General features: G+C 70.8%; 15 protein-coding genes. 6 read left to right on the plus strand and 9 right to left on the minus strand.

Going from position 1 to position 17,442, the window contains the following annotated elements; translation table 11 throughout:
* Positions 1–54: 54 nt before the first annotated feature.
* Positions 55–879, minus strand: coding sequence for an NAD(P)H-binding protein (locus tag BLW84_RS05495; protein WP_093261972.1), 825 nt, complete (start codon positions 877–879; stop codon positions 55–57).
* A 73-nt stretch (positions 880–952) separates the two neighbouring features.
* Here BLW84_RS05495 and BLW84_RS05500 point away from each other — a divergent pair, with 73 nt between their 5' ends.
* Complete coding sequence (locus BLW84_RS05500) at positions 953–1,894, plus strand: AraC family transcriptional regulator (RefSeq protein WP_093261974.1); 942 nt, start codon at positions 953–955, stop codon at positions 1,892–1,894.
* A gap of 35 nt (positions 1,895–1,929) precedes the next feature.
* Here the strand turns inward: BLW84_RS05500 and BLW84_RS05505 are convergent, their stop codons facing one another.
* Together BLW84_RS05505 and BLW84_RS05510 are read right to left on the minus strand one after the other, a co-directional pair.
* Positions 1,930–2,571 (minus strand): response regulator transcription factor, encoded by a 642-nt coding sequence (locus BLW84_RS05505; RefSeq protein WP_093262396.1) that lies wholly within the window; start codon positions 2,569–2,571, stop codon positions 1,930–1,932.
* Positions 2,562–3,740 (minus strand): sensor histidine kinase, encoded by a 1,179-nt coding sequence (locus tag BLW84_RS05510; protein WP_245760950.1) that lies wholly within the window; start codon positions 3,738–3,740, stop codon positions 2,562–2,564. Before BLW84_RS05510 ends, BLW84_RS05505 begins: the two co-directional genes overlap by 10 nt.
* Before the next feature lie 271 nt (positions 3,741–4,011).
* On the opposite strand from BLW84_RS05510, the gene BLW84_RS05515 reads away from it, so the two are divergent.
* Positions 4,012–4,848, plus strand: coding sequence for a CPBP family intramembrane glutamic endopeptidase (locus BLW84_RS05515; RefSeq protein ID WP_093261976.1), 837 nt, complete (start codon positions 4,012–4,014; stop codon positions 4,846–4,848).
* Positions 4,849–5,126: 278 nt separating this feature from the next.
* Here the strand turns inward: BLW84_RS05515 and BLW84_RS05520 are convergent, their stop codons facing one another.
* From BLW84_RS05520 to ctaD, 3 genes are all read right to left on the minus strand, one after another.
* Complete coding sequence (locus BLW84_RS05520) at positions 5,127–5,909, minus strand: aminoacyl-tRNA hydrolase (protein WP_093261978.1); 783 nt, start codon at positions 5,907–5,909, stop codon at positions 5,127–5,129.
* 50 nt (positions 5,910–5,959) lie between these two features.
* Positions 5,960–7,186, minus strand: a complete 1,227-nt coding sequence (gene serB / locus BLW84_RS05525; protein ID WP_093261980.1) for a phosphoserine phosphatase SerB — start codon at positions 7,184–7,186, stop codon at positions 5,960–5,962.
* A 125-nt stretch (positions 7,187–7,311) separates the two neighbouring features.
* A complete protein-coding gene (ctaD, locus tag BLW84_RS05530) occupies positions 7,312–9,060 on the minus strand; it encodes an aa3-type cytochrome oxidase subunit I (RefSeq protein WP_093261981.1) in 1,749 nt (582 codons plus the stop codon).
* A 382-nt stretch (positions 9,061–9,442) separates the two neighbouring features.
* On the opposite strand from ctaD, the gene BLW84_RS05535 reads away from it, so the two are divergent.
* Positions 9,443–10,057: a DUF305 domain-containing protein gene (locus BLW84_RS05535; protein ID WP_093261983.1), complete on the plus strand. Its 615-nt coding sequence runs from the start codon at positions 9,443–9,445 to the stop codon at positions 10,055–10,057.
* A 114-nt stretch (positions 10,058–10,171) separates the two neighbouring features.
* On the opposite strand, the gene BLW84_RS05540 is transcribed toward BLW84_RS05535, so the two are convergent.
* The gene (locus BLW84_RS05540; protein WP_093261985.1) at positions 10,172–10,927 is read right to left on the minus strand and encodes a hypothetical protein; all 756 of its coding nucleotides are present in this window, start codon (positions 10,925–10,927) and stop codon (positions 10,172–10,174) included.
* Positions 10,927–12,246, minus strand: coding sequence for an acyl-CoA thioesterase/bile acid-CoA:amino acid N-acyltransferase family protein (locus tag BLW84_RS05545; RefSeq protein ID WP_093262398.1), 1,320 nt, complete (start codon positions 12,244–12,246; stop codon positions 10,927–10,929). Before BLW84_RS05545 ends, BLW84_RS05540 begins: the two co-directional genes overlap by 1 nt.
* Before the next feature lie 155 nt (positions 12,247–12,401).
* Between BLW84_RS05545 and BLW84_RS05550 the strand changes: the two genes are divergently transcribed.
* Complete coding sequence (locus BLW84_RS05550; RefSeq protein WP_093261987.1) at positions 12,402–13,274, plus strand: SDR family oxidoreductase; 873 nt, start codon at positions 12,402–12,404, stop codon at positions 13,272–13,274.
* 112 nt (positions 13,275–13,386) lie between these two features.
* Here BLW84_RS05550 and BLW84_RS05555 read toward each other — a convergent pair whose 3' ends face one another.
* Positions 13,387–14,031 carry a VanZ family protein gene (locus BLW84_RS05555; RefSeq protein ID WP_093262400.1) on the minus strand — a complete coding sequence of 215 codons (645 nt, stop codon included), beginning with the start codon at positions 14,029–14,031 and terminating at the stop codon, positions 13,387–13,389.
* A 951-nt stretch (positions 14,032–14,982) separates the two neighbouring features.
* On the opposite strand from BLW84_RS05555, the gene rsgA reads away from it, so the two are divergent.
* Both rsgA and BLW84_RS50125 read left to right on the plus strand, forming a co-directional pair.
* Positions 14,983–16,056: a ribosome small subunit-dependent GTPase A gene (gene rsgA / locus BLW84_RS05560; RefSeq protein WP_093261989.1), complete on the plus strand. Its 1,074-nt coding sequence runs from the start codon at positions 14,983–14,985 to the stop codon at positions 16,054–16,056.
* A gap of 38 nt (positions 16,057–16,094) precedes the next feature.
* The gene (locus BLW84_RS50125) at positions 16,095–17,375 is read left to right on the plus strand and encodes a GNAT family N-acetyltransferase (protein WP_342743103.1); all 1,281 of its coding nucleotides are present in this window, start codon (positions 16,095–16,097) and stop codon (positions 17,373–17,375) included.
* Positions 17,376–17,442: the final 67 nt, after the last annotated feature.

Consider the following 17,442-nt stretch of genomic DNA (forward strand, 5'->3'; position numbering starts at 1 on the left):
GATCCCCACCAGCGGGGGGCACCTGTCCTCGTCCCGCGAGCCACCGATCGCGGCTCAGCCGGTCCAGGCTCCTGCGGCGGCGGCCGCCTTGACGTACTCCGCGAACGGGCGCGGCTCGCGTCCCAGCGCTCGCTGCACGCCGTCGCTGACGCGCTCACCGGCACCATCGCGGATCCGCCCCAGGAGCTCGGCCACCACCTCGGCCGCCTCGACCGGCACTCCCTGAGCCGTGAGCATGGCGGTGAACCGGGGCGTTTCCACCGGCGTGTAGCGGATGTTCTGCCCGGACGCCTCGGCGATCATCTCGATCACGGTGCGGAAGGACAGGGGCTCAGGGCCCGACAGCTCGTAGATCTCACCCGCGTGGCCTTCCTGGGTGAGCGCGGCGACCGCGACGTCCGCGATGTCGCCGGCATCGACGAACGCCTCCCGGCCCTCGCCGGTCGGCAACGCCACCTCGCCGGATCGCAACGGCTCCAGGAACAGGTCCTCGCTGAAGTTCTGCGCGAACCAGGCCGGCCGCAGGATCGTCCACTCCAGATCGGTCGCGCGCAGGGCCGCCTCGACCGGTTCCTGGTACGGATCCGCCTCGCCGGGAACCGGCCCGCGAGCCGACAGCAGCACCACCCGGCGGGCACCTGCCTCTTCGGCGGCCGACAGGAACTCCCCCACGACGGCACCCGGCACGGTTTCGGCCATCGGGATGAGGTAGATCGCTCCCACGCCGGCCAGCGCCGGAGCCCAGGTGTCGCGGTCGGCGAGGTCGAACCTGGGCTGGCCGGAACGGGAGGCCGCGCGGAAGGGTTGGTCGAGCCTGGCGGTGACTCGGCGGCCGGTCTTGCCGCGGGCGCCGAGCACGAGAATGGGGGAAAGCGTCATGGGGCAAGCACATCAGGGCCGCACGAGACGATCCATGGCCATCGATCTCGTTCCCATGTGAGATCGTCTTGGCGTGGATCTGCTAGCGGACTACCTCGCCGGTGTGCGGGCGAGCGGCGCGGTCTTCTGCCAATCGGTTGCCGAGCCGCCGTGGGCGGTGCGGTTCAGCGATCCCGCTCCGCTGGCGCTGGGCGCCATGCTGCGCGGCGAGTCCTGGATCGTCGGCGCCGGGACGGCGCCCGTCCGCGTTCAGGAGCGCGACGTCGTCCTGGTCCGCGGCCTGCGGCCGTTCACCGTGGCCGACCGGCCGACCACCGAGCCCCAGGTGGTGATCGAGGGCCCGGATCTCTGCTGGGCGACCTCGGACGGCCCCGCCGCGGCCGGACCCGACCTCGTGCTGGGACCGCGCACGTACGGGTTCAGCGCCGACGGGTCCGACCTCTTCGTCACCGCCGAATATCCGCTGCACGGCGACGTTTCGGAGCGCCTGCTCGAAGCGCTGCCCGAGGTGGCCGTCATCCCGCGGGAGCCGGAGTTCGCGCCGCTGCTCGACCTGCTGGCCGTCGAGATCGACAGCGAGGAGCCTGGGCAGCAGGTCATCCTCGACCGGCTGCTGGACCTGCTGCTGGTCCGGGCGCTGCGGTCGTGGTTCGCACAACCCGAGGCCGAGCCGCCGCCCGGCTACCGCGCCCTCGCCGACCCGCGGATCGGGCGTGCTCTGCGCCTGATGCACCAACGGCCCGGCCATCCGTGGACCGTCGCCACGCTGGGCGCGGAAGCGGGGATGTCGCGGGCTGTGTTCGCGCGGCGCTTCGCCGAGCTGGTCGGCCAGCCGCCCCTTCGCTACCTCACCGAGTGGCGGATGGCGCTCGCCGCCGACATGCTCCGCGCGCCCGGGGCCACCGTCGCCTCAGTGGCCCGGAAGGTCGGGTACGCCGATGGCTTCGCCTTCAGCACCGCCTTCAAGCGGGTTCGCGACGTGCCGCCCAGCAACCTGGTCCGCGCCGACGGGTAGGACGACCCCGCCTCCGTCGAGCGCTGGACGCCCCTTCAGGACCGGAGGTAGGCGAGCACTGCGAGAACGCGGCGGTTGGTGTCGTCGGCCGGTGGCAGGTTCAGCTTCGAGAGGATGTTGCCCACGTGCTTTCCGACGGCCGCCTCGCTGACGACCAGCCGCCTGGCGATCTCGGCGTTGGAATGGCCTTCGGCCACCAGGCCGAGGACTTCGCGCTCCCGCGCCGACAGCGCCGCCAGCGGATCGCGCTGCCGGTTCAGCAATTGGCGCACCACCTGCGGGTCGACCACCGTGCCGCCGGCGACCACGTGCCGCAGCACGTCCGCGAACTCCTCGACGTCGACCACCCGGTCCTTGAGCAGGTAGCCGACCCGTTCGCCGCCGTGCGAGTCGAGCAGTTCGGCCGCGTAGCTGCGCTCGACGTACTGGCTGAGCGCGACCACCGCGAGCCCCGGGTTCGCGCGGCGCAGCTCCACCGCCGCCCGCAGGCCCTCGTCGGTGAAGCCCGGCGGCATGCGGATGTCGGTGATCACCAGGTCGGGATCGTGCTCGGCGACGGCCGTGGTCAGCGCGTCGGCGTCGCCCACAGCCGCGGCGACCTCGAAGCCGAACCTGTCGAGCAGCCCGGCGAGGCCTTCCCGCAGCAGCACGCCGTCCTCGGCGAGCACTACTCGGATGGGACGGGGCACGGCAGCTCCACGCGCAACAGGGTCGGGCCGCCGACCGGGCTGGACAACAACATCTTGCCGTCGATCACCGCGACGCGGTCCGCGAGCCCGGTGAGCCCCGTGCCGCGCGCGGGGTCGGCGCCGCCGCGGCCGTCGTCGGCGACCTCGACCGCCAGCACACCGGCATCGTGCCGCGCCGTCACCGACGCGGCCGTGGCGGCGCTGTGCTTGGCGATGTTCGTCAACGCCTCGGCGACCACGAAGTACGCCGTCGCCTCGACGTGCGCGGGGAACCTGTCCGGCAGCCCGGCGTGCAGCGCCACCGGAATCGGGCAGCGGTCGGCGAGTTCGCCGAGCGCGGCGGGCAGTCCCCGGTCGGTGAGCACCCGCGGGTGGATGCCGCGCACCAGCTCGCGCAGCTCGGCCATGAGCTGCTTGGCCTCGTCGTGCGCGGCCGAAACGTTCTGGTGCACCGAGGAATCCGCCGGCACGTCCAGCCGGGCGAGGCCGAGTTTCAGGGTGAGGCCGACCAACCGCTGCTGCGCGCCGTCGTGCAGGTCCCGCTCGATCCGCCGCCGCTCCACCTCGAAGGCGTCCACCAGCCGCGCCCGTGACTGCGACACCTCGACCAGCTCGGTCCGCAGGCTCGCGCTGCCGTCCTGCAGCAGAGTCCGGGCGACGGCGGCGTGCGCACCGGCGAGCAGGGCCGAGAAGTACGGCACCGCAGGGAGCAGGACCAAGGCGGCCAACGCGTACCAGAGCGCTTCGCCTACGCTGGTGACGGTGCCGAAACCCACTGCGACCGGCCCGTTTTCGCCGAGCACGAGCAGCGGACTCACCAAGTACGCCAAGAGGCCGAATGCGATCCCGAACAATGTCGCGTAGGCAACCGGAACGACCGTGATCAGTAGGAGTGCGTAGGCGATCGCACGCCAGGTCGCTGCGTCCAGGTAGAGCGCGCGCAGGCGGTGCCACGATCCGGCGGTCTTCGACGACGCCTGGTGGCCGCCCGCGATGGGCCGCATGTCGACGAGCCCCAGGCGCCACCGTTCCACCTTGGACAACGGCAGGGCGACCAGGGGTGCGCCCGCAGCGAGCACCGCGCAGCCGACCAACACCGCGACCAGCCACCTGCCGAACGACGCCGATTCCGGATGGACCGCGGCGACCACCACCACTGTCCACAGCAGACACGGAAGAGCCGTGACGGCAACCACCGGAGGCGTGCCGAGGAGGTAGGCGAGCGAGCGCCACGGCCAACTGCTGAGCAAAAAACGGCGCCGCCGCAACGAATCCAACACGGTCCCAGTAAGCACGAACACGACCTAACCAGACGACCGCGATCGGTTCAGCGGGTTCAGCCGTAGTGATCGAGGTAGGCCCAGCCATACCCGAGCCGGCCGGCTGCTCATAGTGACGCGGCCACCGCTGCGTTGGTCTGCTGGACGCATGACGACCTCGCAACTAGACAGGCCCACCACGCAGCCGGCATCGTCCCGGCTCAAGGGCGTGGTGGCGTTCGTCCTCCTCGCCTACGGCATAGCCTGGGCCAGCATGTTCGGCGCCGCGCTGCTGGGCTTCTCCCTGGTCGATCCCCTGGCGCAGCTGCCGTTCGGTTTCGCCCCGGCCATCGCCGCAATCATCGTGCGGCGCTGGGTGACCCGGGAGGGATTCGGCGACTCGGGGCTCGAGCTGCGGCTGCGCGCCAACTGGCACCTCTACCTCGTCGCCTGGCTGGGGCCGTTCGCCATGGTCGCGGCCGCCCTCGGCATCGCGGCGCTGGCAGGGCTGTGGCAGCCGAGCGCGGCGGCGCTGCCCGAGTGGTCGCTGATCCTGGCGCTGATGTTCCTCGTCCCGGTGCTTACCCCGATTTACTGGGGCGAGGAGTTCGGCTGGATCGGCTACCTCCGGCTGCGGATGTTCCCCGGCCGCCCGCTGGCCGCCACGCTCGCCACGGCGGTGATCTGGGCCGTCTGGCACTACCCGCTGGCCTTCCTCGGCTACATCGAGTTCGACAACGTCGCGCTCGGGCTGCTGGTGTGGACCACGTCCTTCGCGTGTCAGGAGATCGTGCTCAGCTGGCTCTGGGTCCGCAGCGGGAGCATCTGGCCGGTCAGCCTGGCGCACGCCGGCAACAACATGGTCCTTGCGCTGCTGACCGGCATGGTGCTGACCGAGGGGGCGGGTCTCGGCGTGAACACCGTCACCGTGCTGGTGGCCTGCCCCATCGCGGCAGCGGCGCTCTGGGTGCTCGCCAGCGGAAGGCTCCGGTCGGCGCGGCCCTGACCAGGCGGAATGGGACTTTAGCCTCTGTCGCCGCGGCGCCGGAGCTGGGCATATTAGTCGTTACCGGGGAAACCCGGCGACCGGCCCGAGGATGCAGTGGCCTTGACGACCATCAGGCCGCCAAAGACCTAGCAATCGAAAGATTGCAAAACATTCTCGGGCCTGGCCTATGTCCGGGCCCGTTTCAGCTGTTCACAAGGTCCGTGCATGTTTTGTGCTGCTATGGCGACACAAAGTACTCACGGGCCACTACCAGCGGAAACAGCACATTTCGCGGATCAGTTCCACTGGGCGAGGACCGTGACGGTGCCCGGATCCACCTCGGTGAAGCCCGCGTCGCGCACCATCGCCACCCGCGCCTGCCGCCAGGCCGTCTCCGGATCGTCGCGCGGGTGCAGGCGCGCCCAGGTCTCCGCATCGGCCCGCCGGACCGAGCAGCGGAACCCGTCCGCCGCCCAGCCCTCCAGCTCGGCGTCCAGCCCCGCCCCGTGCAGCAGCGACGCCAGGATCATCGTCGCGTGCCCCACCTGCGCCGCGGACTTCCCAGCGCTCATCGGCACGTCCGGGTTCAGCCACAGCGTCGGCACCCCCGGCAGCGGCGCGCCCGGGTCGTCCGCCTCCAGCTCGCTGCCGGAGATCTGCAGGCGGCTGAGCTCCTTGGGCATGTCCGCCACCCGCATCGGCAGGAACGCCCGCACCTCGGCGTTACCGACGCGCACCGTGCACCCGGGCAGCGACTGCACCGCTTCCCAGTGCACGCCGCGCGCCCGCCGCGCCACTTTGCGGATGCGCCCGGAGATCCAGGTGTGCATGGCCTCGTGCCACTCGCCGCCCGGCTTGCACCGCTCGTCGAGGCACACCTCGATCGCCGCCGCGGCGGCCGTCTCCAGCAGCGCCGTGCGGTCCGGCGGCTCGCGGCGCTCGATCCGCAGCACCATCGGCATCAGGACCACGTTCTCCGGGTCCTCGTCCGAGGTGTCCACGGTCGCCGCCTCCGGCAATGCCAGCCAGGAGGCGTACCGGGCGATCAGCGGATCCAGCACGGAGTGGGAATCAGACACACCTGGATTATCCGATCCCGAGCCCCCGGTATTCCGCTCGGCCGCCGACGTCACACGTCCAGCGGCACCCGCCGCAGCACGCCGTCCTCGGTGTCCGCGGCCTCGATCTCGGCGCGGGTGACGCCGAGCACGAACAGCACGGTGTCCAGGAACGGGTACGACAGCGCCGTATCGGCGACCTCCCGCAGCGCGGGCTTGGCGTTGAACGCCACGCCGAGCCCGGCGGCGGAGAGCATGTCGATGTCGTTGGCGCCGTCGCCGACCGCCACGCACTGCGCCACGGGCACCCCGAACGACTCGGCGAACCGGCGCAGCGCCTTGGCCTTGCCCGCCCGGTCCACGATCTCCCCGAGCACCCGGCCGGTGAGCTTGCCGTCCACGATCTCCAGCTCGTTCGCGGCGCTGAAGTCCAGCCCCAGCTCGTCCACCAGCTGGTCGATGATCTGGGTGAACCCGCCGGACACGACGCCGGTGTGGAAGCCCAGGCGGCGCAGCGTGCGGATGGTGGTGCGGGCGCCGCGGGTGAGTTCGAGCTCCGAGGCGACGTCGTCGAGCACCGACGCGGGCAGGCCCTCCAGCACCGCGACCCGCTGCCGCAGCGACTCGGCGAAGTCCAGCTCGCCGCGCATGGCCCGCTCGGTGACCTCGCGGACCTCCTGCTCGCAGCCGGCCCGCGCGGCCAGCATCTCGATGACCTCGCCCTGGATCAGCGTCGAGTCCACGTCGAACACCACCAGCCGCTTGGCCCGGCGGGCCAGCCCGGTGCGCTCGACGGCCAGGTCCACCCCGGTGCGCGCGGCCAGGTCGGCCACCGCCGAGGTCAGCGCGTCGTCCGAGCCCTCGCCGTTGTCCGGGGCGCTGACCTGCAGCTCCAGCCCGGTCACCGGGTAGTCGGCGACGCGGCGGATGGAGTCGATGTTCACGTCGAGCTCGGCGAGGCCGCGCGCGACGTCGCTGAAGTTCCGGGCGGTCACCGGCTGCCCGAGCACCACCACGACGTGCGTCGAGCCGAGCTTCGCGGCGCCGCCGTCCTCGGTTCCGATCGCCACGTCGACGGTCATGCCGACGGTGGCCATCGCCTGCTCGACGGCTTCCTGCAGCTGCTCCGGGTCGCGCTCGGTGGACACGAGCACGCCGAGCACCAGCCGGCCGCGGATCACCACCTGTTCGACGTCGACGATGTCCACGCCGTGCCGCGTCAGCGCGGCGAACAGCACGGAGGTGACCCCCGGCTTGTCCTTCCCGGTCACGGTGATCAGCACGGTGGTCGCGTTCACAGCTGTGGTACTTCCTCTCTCTGCCCCAGATCAAACGATGAGCCCCGGCGGGCACGCCCGCCGGGGCTCATCGTCGAGCTAGCCCAACCCTGGCACAACTTCGCCGTGCGGGGCTAGCGCGCAGGTCACTTCTCCGTGTCGTCCGACGTGCCGACCGCCGGCTTCTCCTCGTGCTTGTGGGCGAGGGTCTTGCCGGTGAGGCTGAGGTGCGCCTCCAGCCGCATCCGCTCGGAGATGTGCGGGTAGTGCAGCTCGAACGCCGGCCGCTCGGAACGGATCCGGGGCAGCTCGGTGAAGTTGTGCCGCGGCGGCGGGCAGGACGTCGCCCACTCCAGGGAGTTGCCGTAGCCCCACGGGTCGTCGACCGTGACGACCTCGCCGTAGCGGTAGCTCTTGAACACGTTGTAGAGGAACGGCAGCATCGAGGCGCCCAGGATGAACGCGCCGATCGTCGAGACCGTGTTCAGCGCGGTGAACCCATCAGATTCCAGGTAGTCGGCGTACCGGCGCGGCATGCCCTCGTTGCCCAGCCAGTGCTGCACCAGGAACGTGCCGTGGAAACCGATGAAGGTCAGCCAGAAGTGCAGCTTGCCCAGCCGCTCGTCCATCATCCGGCCGGTCATCTTGGGGAACCAGAAGTAGATGCCGGCGAAGGTGGCGAACACGATCGTGCCGTAGAGCACGTAGTGGAAGTGCGCAACCACGAAGTAGGTGTCCGAGACGTGGAAGTCGACCGGCGGCATGGCCAGCAGGACACCGGTGAGACCACCGAAGAGGAAGGTGACCAGGAAGCCGACGCTGAAGATCATCGGCGTCTCGAAGGTCAGCTGCCCCTTCCACATGGTGCCGATCCAGTTGAAGAACTTCACACCGGTCGGGACCGCGATCAGGAACGTGGTGAACGCGAAGAACGGCAGCAGCACCGCGCCGGTGGCGTACATGTGGTGCGCCCACACGACGACCGACAGGGCCGCGATGCCCAGCGTGGCCAGCACCAGACCGGTGTAGCCGAACAGCGGCTTGCGGCTGAACACCGGGAAGATCTCCGAGACGATGCCGAAGAACGGCAGCGCGACGATGTAGACCTCGGGGTGGCCGAAGAACCAGAACAGGTGCTGCCAGAGGATCACGCCGCCGTTGGCCGGGTCGAACACGTGCGCACCGAGGTGGCGGTCGGCCATCAGGCCCAGCAGCGCGGCGGTCAGGATCGGGAACGCCATCAGGATCAGCAGGCTGGTGACCAGGATGTTCCAGGTGAAGATCGGCATCCGGAACATCGTCATGCCGGGCGCGCGCAGGCAGACCACGGTGGTCAGCATGTTGACCGCACCGAGGATGGTGCCCAGACCGGAGACCGCCAGGCCGGCGATCCACATGTCCGCGCCGTGACCCGGCGAGTGCAGGGCGTCCGACAGCGGGGTGTAGGCGAACCAGCCGAAGTCGGCGGCGCCACCCGGCAGCAGGAAGCCGCTGACGACCATCAGGCCGCCGAACAGGTACAACCAGTAGCCCAGGGCGTTCAACCGCGGGAACGCCACGTCAGGCGAACCGATCTGCAGCGGCAGCACGTAGTTCGCGAAGCCGAACAGGATCGGCGTCGCGTACAGCAGCAGCATGATCGTGCCGTGCATGGTGAACAGCTGGTTGTACTGCTCCTGCGAGAGGAACTGCATCCCCGGGACGGCGAGCTCACCGCGGATCAGCATCGCCATCAGGCCGCCGACCAGGAAGAACGCCATCGACGTGACCAGGTAGAGGATGCCGATTTGCTTGTGGTCCGTGGTGCGGAACATCCGCGCCAGGAATGACCCCTTGACCGTTTTGCGCACCGGATAGGGGCGCGTGGCGATCGGCTGTGGCGCGACGGCCGTCACGGTGCCTCCTGCACTCCCTTTGAAGCCTCTTCGAACCCGGCTAGGGCTCGCCCGACCCGGTTGGGTCGGTTGACAGCATGCGACGCCCTGCAGCACAAGTCAGTCGCGATGCCTGCCGACTGCGGATACTAGTCCGGGCGTCCGGCCGTAGTTCGGCCGGGCCGTAGCCACCCTATTCATTGCGACGTGCCCAGTCACGCGTAGTGAGATCCATTCGACAACACGCGCACGGCGGACTGTCCCCGGCGACGTCGCCCGCACGTGCCCGCGGGGCGCCGGTTAGCCTACGAGGCAATAGGTCCGGCAGCCCAGCTGCGATCAGCAGCGACCGATCAACGGGCCGCCCTGGGACGACGTCCACCAGATCCTGGAGGGGAAGCACGTGCGGAGGAGCACGATCATCGGCGCCGTGCTGGCCGGCGGTCTCGCACTCGCGGGCTGCACGCCGAGCGAGGAACCCAGCGACCAGCCCCCGGCCCCGGGCACACCGCCGCCCGCGACCGCGCAGCAGCACACCGGGCAGGGGCACGCCACGACCGGCGAGCACACCGCGACGGACCGCGAGTTCGCGCAGCAGCTGCTCGCCAACCGGCAGCAGGTCGTGAAGCTCGCCGAGCTGGCCGGTACCAGCGCGCAGAGCGCCGAGGTCAAGACCCTCGCCGCGGAGTTCAAGCAGGCGGTGCAGCCGCAGGTCGACCAGCTGACCGCGTTCCTGAACTCCGCCGCCGGCCAGCAGTCCGGCAGCTCCCCGGAGGACGAGGCCGGCGACTCTGCCGACGCCGGTCTGCAGACGGACCAGCAGCTGCAGCAGATCTCGAAGCTGTCCGGTGCGCAGTTCGACCAGCAGTGGAAGCAGGCGATGCTGTCGCTGCAGCAGGGCGCCGGGAAGCTGGCCCGCACCGAGCAGGAGGAAGGCTCCGCGCAGCAGATGCGCAAGCTGGCCGAGGAGCTCGTCGCCGAGGAGCAGCAGACCGCCACGAAGCTCAACGCCCTCTGATCCGAGGCACCGAACGGGGCCGCAGGCGATCCGCCCGCGGCCCCGTTCGCGTTTCCAATCCAGCGGGACCGCCCCGGCGGACTTCCAGTGCGCGGACCTTGGAATCTCCCGATTTCAGGCAAGTTCGGGGGGCCTCCGAGCTCGACCGACCACCCGCAGCAGGCGGCGGCCGAGGGCTTCCAGCGCTCCCACCAGCAGAGCCACGCCCAGGTAAGCGGGCCAGAGCACCAGGTGGACAGCCGCCGGAACACCAACGTCCAGGAGTTGCTCGTCGAATCCGCCCAACAACGCGCCGACGGCGAGGAGTAGCACTGGTAGCAACAGTCCGGACCGGAACAGCAGGACGCCTGCCAGCAGGAACGCGAGCAATTGCCCCGGCAGCGCCCAGGCCAGCAGCCCAGCGGGCAACGTCGTCCCGAACGTGATGCATCCGGTCGCGAGTACGGACAGCACCGCCGCCAGCCCGAACGCCCTCCGACGGCTCGACCTCTCCTGGCCGTGCCGGAGCCCGCAGAGCGCGGCAACGCCGATGAGCAAGAGCAGCCGCGGCCACCCCAGCACCAGCGCCTCGATCCACTGCGGACCGAATCCGACCAGCACACCGCCCACCACCAACCGCTCGCCGTTGGAGAGGGCCTCGCCGAGCACCACGAGTGCCGTGACGCCGCCCAGGCACCACATCGGCAACCAGGTGCGGCGGCGGCTCGTGGGGATCGCAGTTTCAACTGAAACTGCGATCCCGCGTGCGAGGAATGCCACAGCGGCGGGCACCGCCAAGGCGATCAGCACGGGGTCGAGGGGGTATCCGAACAGAACCCCCAGCAGCGCGATCAGCGCCGCGTAAGCCACTCCGAAGACGATGCTGCTCATCACAGCTCCTCCCGGAACAGCTCGACGACGCGGCGCACCGTGTCCGCGGTGGCTGCCGCGTTGGCCTGCGGAGCGCCACCGCCAGCGGCCCAGAACACCTCCGGGACCAGCGGAACCGCGCTGGTGTAGGAGGTCGGGAGGTTCGGCACGTCGAGGATGAAGTGCCCGGCTCCCGGCTGGACCACGTGCTCGGCCCGGTCGCCGAGCCGCCGCGCGGCGACGTCCAGCAGCCGCTGCGACGGCCACATCGCGTCCCGCTCGGCGGACACCAGCAGGAACGCGGCATCGCTGCGCTCGACCGGGATCGCGGCGCGATCCAGCTCCTCCCGCGTGGCCGTCGTGCCCTGGGTGTCGACGAACTGCCCCGGGCGGCCGCGCGCCGCCTCCGCCAGGAAGCCGACCGGCGAGCCGGGTGACGCGATCACCAGCGGCGGGAGGTCGGCACCGGCGTGCGTCCAGGACGATGCCTGCGGCGCCATGCCCGGAAACACCGCCCCGGATCCCACGATCGACGCCACTGCGCCCACACCAGGCGAGAACGCGCCGAGCACCAGTGCGAACTCGCCGCCCCTGGACAGGCCGACCACGCCGACCCGCCCGTCGGAGACCTCCGGCCGGGCCCGCAGCCAGTCCACCGCGTGGGTGCCGTACTCGACCGGGATCCGGTCCAGCGCGGGCGGCAGCCCCGGCAGCCCGAAGTAGGCCAGTCCCAGCACGGCGAAGCCCTTCCCGGCCAGGAACCGCCCCAGCTTGGGATTCGGCCGCCCGCCTTCGGACCCGCCCAGCAGGATCACGCCCGGGTGCGGCCCGGGGCCGGGCGGCAGGTGGAGATCACCGACCAGCCCGCCCTCGGCGATCGGCATCGACCGCACTCCCGGCGCGTGCAGCGGCACCACCACCGGCTCCTGCGCCACCGTGCGCCCGCCGATGTCGACGCCGATGGTCAGCTGGATCTCCGATCCGCTCAACGCCGCTCGCGGTTCGGACACCGGCTCTCCGGACGGCAGCCGCATCGACCACAGCAGGCCGGCGGGGTCCGCTCCGGCGTAGGAACCGCCGACCGGGGCGTGCTCGGCGATGTCCACGCGCCCGCCGCGATCCGCCGCGAACGTCGCCCACGAAGTCCACAGCCGACCGCGGTCGTCGGTCATCCGCGCCCACACCGAAGCCCGCTCCCCCGGTGCCAAACCGCTCACGACGACCGCCAGCGGCTCGTCGATCGCACCGCCGCCGACGTCCAGCGCGGGAGCGGCCCGCGCGGTGCCCGCGCACCCGGTGAGCAGCAGCGCTGCGGCCAGCAGGCCGATCGCACGTCGCATCGAAACCTCCACTTCAAGATCGAGTGGGGTCAACGGTGCGGCCTCCAGCGACTGGAGGGTCAAGCCCGCGGAATCCGCCTCTTCCGCAGCTCTCCGCCGGAACCTACTATGAGTAGCCTACTGTCGAGTAGATAACGTCGACCGAGGGAGTGCTCATGCCGACCGTGTCCGGGAAAGTCGTCCTGATCACCGGTGCCGCGCGCGGGATCGGCGCGCAGACCGCGCGGGAGCTGGCCCGGCGCGGGGCCCGGCTCGCCCTGGTCGGCCTGGAGCCCGACGAGCTCGCCGCCGTGGCCGCGGAACTGGGCGACGGCCACTTCTGGGCCGAGGCCGACGTGACCGACCCCGACTCGATCGAGGCCGCCGTGGCCGGGGCCGTCGAGAAGCTCGGCCGCCTCGACGTGGTCATCGCCAACGCCGGGATCGCGCCGATCGGCACGGTCCGCCACTCCGATCCGCGCGCGTTCGTCAAGACCGTCGACGTCAACCTCAACGGCGTCTTCCACACCGCCCGCGCCACCCTGCCGCACCTGATCGACCGCCGCGGCTACCTGCTGGTCGTCTCGTCGCTGTCGGCGTTCAGCCCGACCGGCGGCATGGCCGCCTACACCGCGAGCAAGGCGGGCTCGGAGGCGCTGGCCAGCGCGATCCATTCGGAGGTGGCGCACCTCGGCGTCGCGGTGGGCAGCGCGCACCCGTCGTGGATCAACACCGACATGGTGCGCGACATCGCGACGGACCTGCACACCTTCGAGACGATGCGCAAGCGGCTGCCGTGGCCGATGCGGGCGACCACCAGCGTCGAGGACTGCGGCAGGGCCTTCGCCGACGGCGTAGAGCGCCGCGCCCGCCGCGTCTACGTGCCGCGGGCGATCATGGTGATGCACTGGCTCCGCAACGTGCCGTCCTCGCGGCTCGCGGAGCGGCTCATGCTCCCCATCCTGCGCCGCCTCATCCCGCAGCTGGAGAAGGAAGCCACCAGGCTGGGCCGCTCGCTGAGCGAGCGCCACCAGAAGCTCCAGGGCTGATGCCCGCGTGCGCTTCTCGTTGCCGCAGCAGCGCGAAGCGCACGCGGTCCTGAACGGTTGGGACCGGTGGCCGGGTTGTCTGACGCGGAAGGCGGCCCCGGCCACCGGAGTCTCAATGCGAGCGCTGCTCGCCGACCAGCGGGCGCACCCGTCGCCGGAGCGGCGCCGCGAGTTCGCGCTGCCGCTCCCGCTCGACCTTGGCGATCAGCAGCCAGACGGTCTGGTCGTTGCGGCCCGTCGCGCTGTGCTGCGGGCGACCGGGCGTCGCCGCGGCGATCCAGCTCGGGGCGCGGACCAGGATGCCGCCGACCGTCGCGCCGATCGTGTTGCAGATGACGTCGTCGGTGGACGCCACCCGGCCGGTGACGACCAGGAACTGGACAAGCTCGATCGAGCAGGCCAGCACCAGTCCGCCGAACGCGATCTTGACGATGCTGTCGAACCACCGGACCCGCTGCGGCACCAGCACGCCGAGCGGCAGCAGCAGGACGAGGTTCCCGGCCAGCTGCACCCAGGGCAGCGAATCGCCGGGATCGGCGGTCAGCGCCATCGACACGTCCTTCCCCGGGTCCGGCCGGACCGGTTCGACCGCCGGCCGCTGGGGCGTGAAGACGAGGTATGCCACGCAGAGCACCGAGAGGACCAGCACTCCGTCGATCAGTGGGCCCCACCGCACAGATCTTTCCGTCAGGTAGTTGCGCACCAATGCCGATCCGAGCGCCGCCGCCACGGCGACCGGTAGCAAAACGGTGACCATTGGTACGAATCCGTCGAATGCCACGAGAATCTGCTGCACGTTCGCCGCACTTCCTCTGGCCGCCAGCGCCAGGACGACGCGGCCACCGGAATCCACAGTGGATCGCCGGATGACCTGGAACCGTTGGGAACTCTCATTTCCAGCGGTCTGCGTTGACCGGTACCTGCAAGGGATCAGAAGCTGGCGGCGGCCGGACGTCGCCTCGGGGTCCACCGACGCCCGGCCGCCGATGAGCCCTGCCGCGAAGTCGCGGCAGGCCGGGGGTGTTCCAGTGGCGGGACGATCCGGCCGGTGCGGTGACGCCGCCGCTGTCGGGGTCCGACGGACGCCTGCCGCATGACCTACCTCCGCCACTCCCCCGCACTGCTCGGGTAAAGATCCGAAATCAACTTGGTTGCGGTCGAACGTAACCGCCGCCCCAGAACCCGCCAGGAACATGGCAAAAACCCGCCACCCCGAGCACCGATGTCCACTGAGGACGGAAGAGTCGCCGGAAGAGCGCCCCGAACAGGTGTTTCGCGAATCAGACCGGCGTTACACAACGCGGCGGAAGATTATTCCCACAATTCCCAAACGGGAAAGGCCGCGAATCCTCGTGAATTCCGGGTAACGCGCGGTGAACTGATGGAATAACGGAGAATCGCCCATCCGGTACGGAGCCGGGCCGACTCGCCGAACTCGCCCGCGCCCGACTGCCGCGGCGGCGATGCGAAAAATCACGTGCTCCCAGGAATCCTGTCCTGCTAGCCTTGAGTCCGTTCGTGTTCGACGACGCAGGTGGAACGGGAGGTGAGATTAATGGTTGCCCTGGTGATCGCTGCTGCACGCAGCGCCCGGACCGTTCTCACGTCCCGAGTCCCGGTCTGATGCGCCGACTTCGTTGATTTCCGCCGCGTTGCGGCCCTGTCTGCGCGCCTCCACCGGGACTCCCATCACCAGGAGTTCCCTCCGTTGTCACACAACACTTCCGCACATCCAGGCGATCTCGCTTCCTTCGGCTGGGACGAGACGCTCGACCAGTCCTTCTCCGAACACCGATCCGCCGGTCTGATCCCGGCGCGCGTCATCGGCGTCGACCGCGGCAGCTGCGACGTCATCACCGCCGACGGGCCGATGCGCGTCGGCACGTCCGCGACTCCGGCCGATCCGCTCGAGGCGCCGTGCACCGGCGACTGGGCCGCCGTGCGCCCGGGCGCCGATCCACAGCTGGCCGTGCTGCTCCCCCGGCGCAGCGCCATCGTGCGGTCGAGCGTGTCGCGTTCGTCGCACGGGCAGGTGCTGGCGGCCAACGTCGACACCGCGGCGGTGGTCGTTCCGGCGGTGGAGCGGCCGAACCCAGGCCAGGTCGAGCGCCTGCTCGCGCTGGCTTGGGAAAGCGGCGCGGTACCGATCGTCGTCGCGACCAAGGTGGACCAGGCCGAAGACCCCGAGCGGCTGATCGCGGAGCTCGCGCTGCTGGCTCCCGGCGCCGAGACCGTCGCCACCAGCGTCGTCACCGGCGAAGGCATCGACCGGCTCAGCGGCCTGCTGACCGGGACGATCGTGCTGCTCGGCCGGTCCGGGGCGGGCAAGTCCACGTTGGCCAACGCCCTGCTCGGCGCCGACCGGCTGACCACCGGTGCCGTGCGGGAGCAGGACGGCAAGGGCCGGCACACCACGGTGCGCCGCGAGCTGATCCCGCTGCCGGGCGGCGGGGTGCTCATCGACACCCCCGGCCTGCGCGGCGTCGGACTGTTCGACGCGGACGAGGGGCTGAAACGGGCCTTCGCCGAGATCGAGGAGCTCGCCCGCGGCTGCCGGTTCGCGGACTGCGGCCACGAGACCGAACCCGGCTGCGCGGTCCAGGCCGGGATCGACGCGGGCGGGCTCAGCGCCCGCCGGCTCGACAGCTACCGCAAGCTCCAGCGGGAGAACGCCTGGGCGGCGTCCCGCACGGATGCCCGGCTGCGCGCCGAACGCGACGACCACAAGAAGGCCATCACCCGGCATCTGCGCGCCACCTACCGGTTCCGCGGCAGGAAATGACCGCCGACCGAACTTCCACGACAACGGAGAGAACCGCTGTGAACGACAACAGTTCGCACGCCGGAGACCGCGATGCCGTGCGCGACGCGTTCTTCGCGTTGCACCACGGTCTGCCCCGGCAGGGCCCCGGATCCGACGCGACCACCCGGCACCTGCTCGAACTCGCCGCACCGCCCGAGGCGCCCCGGGCGCTCGACATCGGCTGCGGGCCGGGACGGGCGTCCCTGCTGCTGGCCGCCGAGGCCGGTGCCCGGGTCACCGCCGTCGACCTGCACCGGCCGTTCCTGGCGGAGTTGCGCGCCGCCGCGGAGGCGAGCGGGGTGGGCGATGCGATCAACACCGACGTGCAGACGATGGCGGAATTGCCTTACCCGGACCGGAGTTTCGACCTGGTCTGGGCCGAAGGTTCGGCCTACAACATCGGTTTCGACACCGCGCTGACGTCCTGGCGACGGCTGCTCGCCCCGGGCGGCGTGCTGGTCGTCACCGAGTGCGAGTGGGCGACCGACGATCCGGCTCCCGAAATCCGGGCGTTCTGGGACTCCCACTACGCGTTGCGCACGACCGAGGCCAACGTGGCCGCAGCGGTCCGGGCCGGATACGAGGTGTCCGCGATCTACCACCTGCCGGGGACGGACTGGTTCGACGAGTACTACACGCCGCTGGCCGAGCGCATCGCGGCGGCCGACCTGACCGCGCCCGGAATGCGGGAGGCGGTCGAGGCCACCCGGACCGAGATCGGATTCCGCCGGGCGCACGGTCACGACTACCGCTACACCGGCTACGTACTACGCCCGAATCGCGAGGAGAGCACCGAGATGTGGACCACCCGACCGGAGACCGAAGCCGATATCCCCGCGATCCGCGCGGTCAACCTCGACGCCTTCCCCACGGCCCTGGAGGCGGACCTGATCGAGGCGCTGCGCGCGGACCCGGCGTGGATCGACGGACTGTCCATCGTGGCCGAGGACGCGAACGGTGAGGTGGTCGGCCACTCGCTGCTCACCCGCAACCACGTCGACGGGTTCCCGGCCCTGACGCTCGGCCCGTGCGCGGTGCTGAAGCGCTACCAGCGAACCGGCGCAGGCTCGGCGACGATCCGGGCCGGGCTGGAAGCGGCGCGCGCGATGGGCGAGAAGCTGGTCCTGGTGCTCGGCCACCCCGAGTACTACCCGCGCTTCGGGTTCAGGCGGGCATCGGAGTTCGGGATCGGCCTGACGGTCGAGGTCCCGGACGAGGCGATGATGGCCCTCCCGCTCGACCCCGCAGCGGAGATCCCCAGCGGCAAGGTCCAGTACCCGACCCCGTTCGGCATCTGACCGCGGACAGCTGAACACGACGAGGGCCCTGCCCACCTGGGGCAGAGGCGGGTGGGGCCCTCGTCGC

The organism is Saccharopolyspora shandongensis (assembly GCF_900106995.1).
Lineage (GTDB): Bacteria > Actinomycetota > Actinomycetes > Mycobacteriales > Pseudonocardiaceae > Saccharopolyspora > Saccharopolyspora shandongensis.

Coding starts and splice junctions, on each gene's coding strand:
- BLW84_RS05495 (WP_093261972.1), bottom strand. CDS start 879: ATGACGCTTTCCCCCATTCTCGTGCTCGGCGCCCGCGGCAAGACCGGC.
- BLW84_RS05515 (WP_093261976.1), top strand. CDS start 4,012: ATGACGACCTCGCAACTAGACAGGCCCACCACGCAGCCGGCATCGTCC.
- BLW84_RS05540 (WP_093261985.1), bottom strand. CDS start 10,927: ATGAGCAGCATCGTCTTCGGAGTGGCTTACGCGGCGCTGATCGCGCTG.
- BLW84_RS05545 (WP_093262398.1), bottom strand. CDS start 12,246: ATGCGACGTGCGATCGGCCTGCTGGCCGCAGCGCTGCTGCTCACCGGG.
- BLW84_RS05550 (WP_093261987.1), top strand. CDS start 12,402: ATGCCGACCGTGTCCGGGAAAGTCGTCCTGATCACCGGTGCCGCGCGC.
- BLW84_RS05555 (WP_093262400.1), bottom strand. CDS start 14,031: ATGGTCACCGTTTTGCTACCGGTCGCCGTGGCGGCGGCGCTCGGATCG.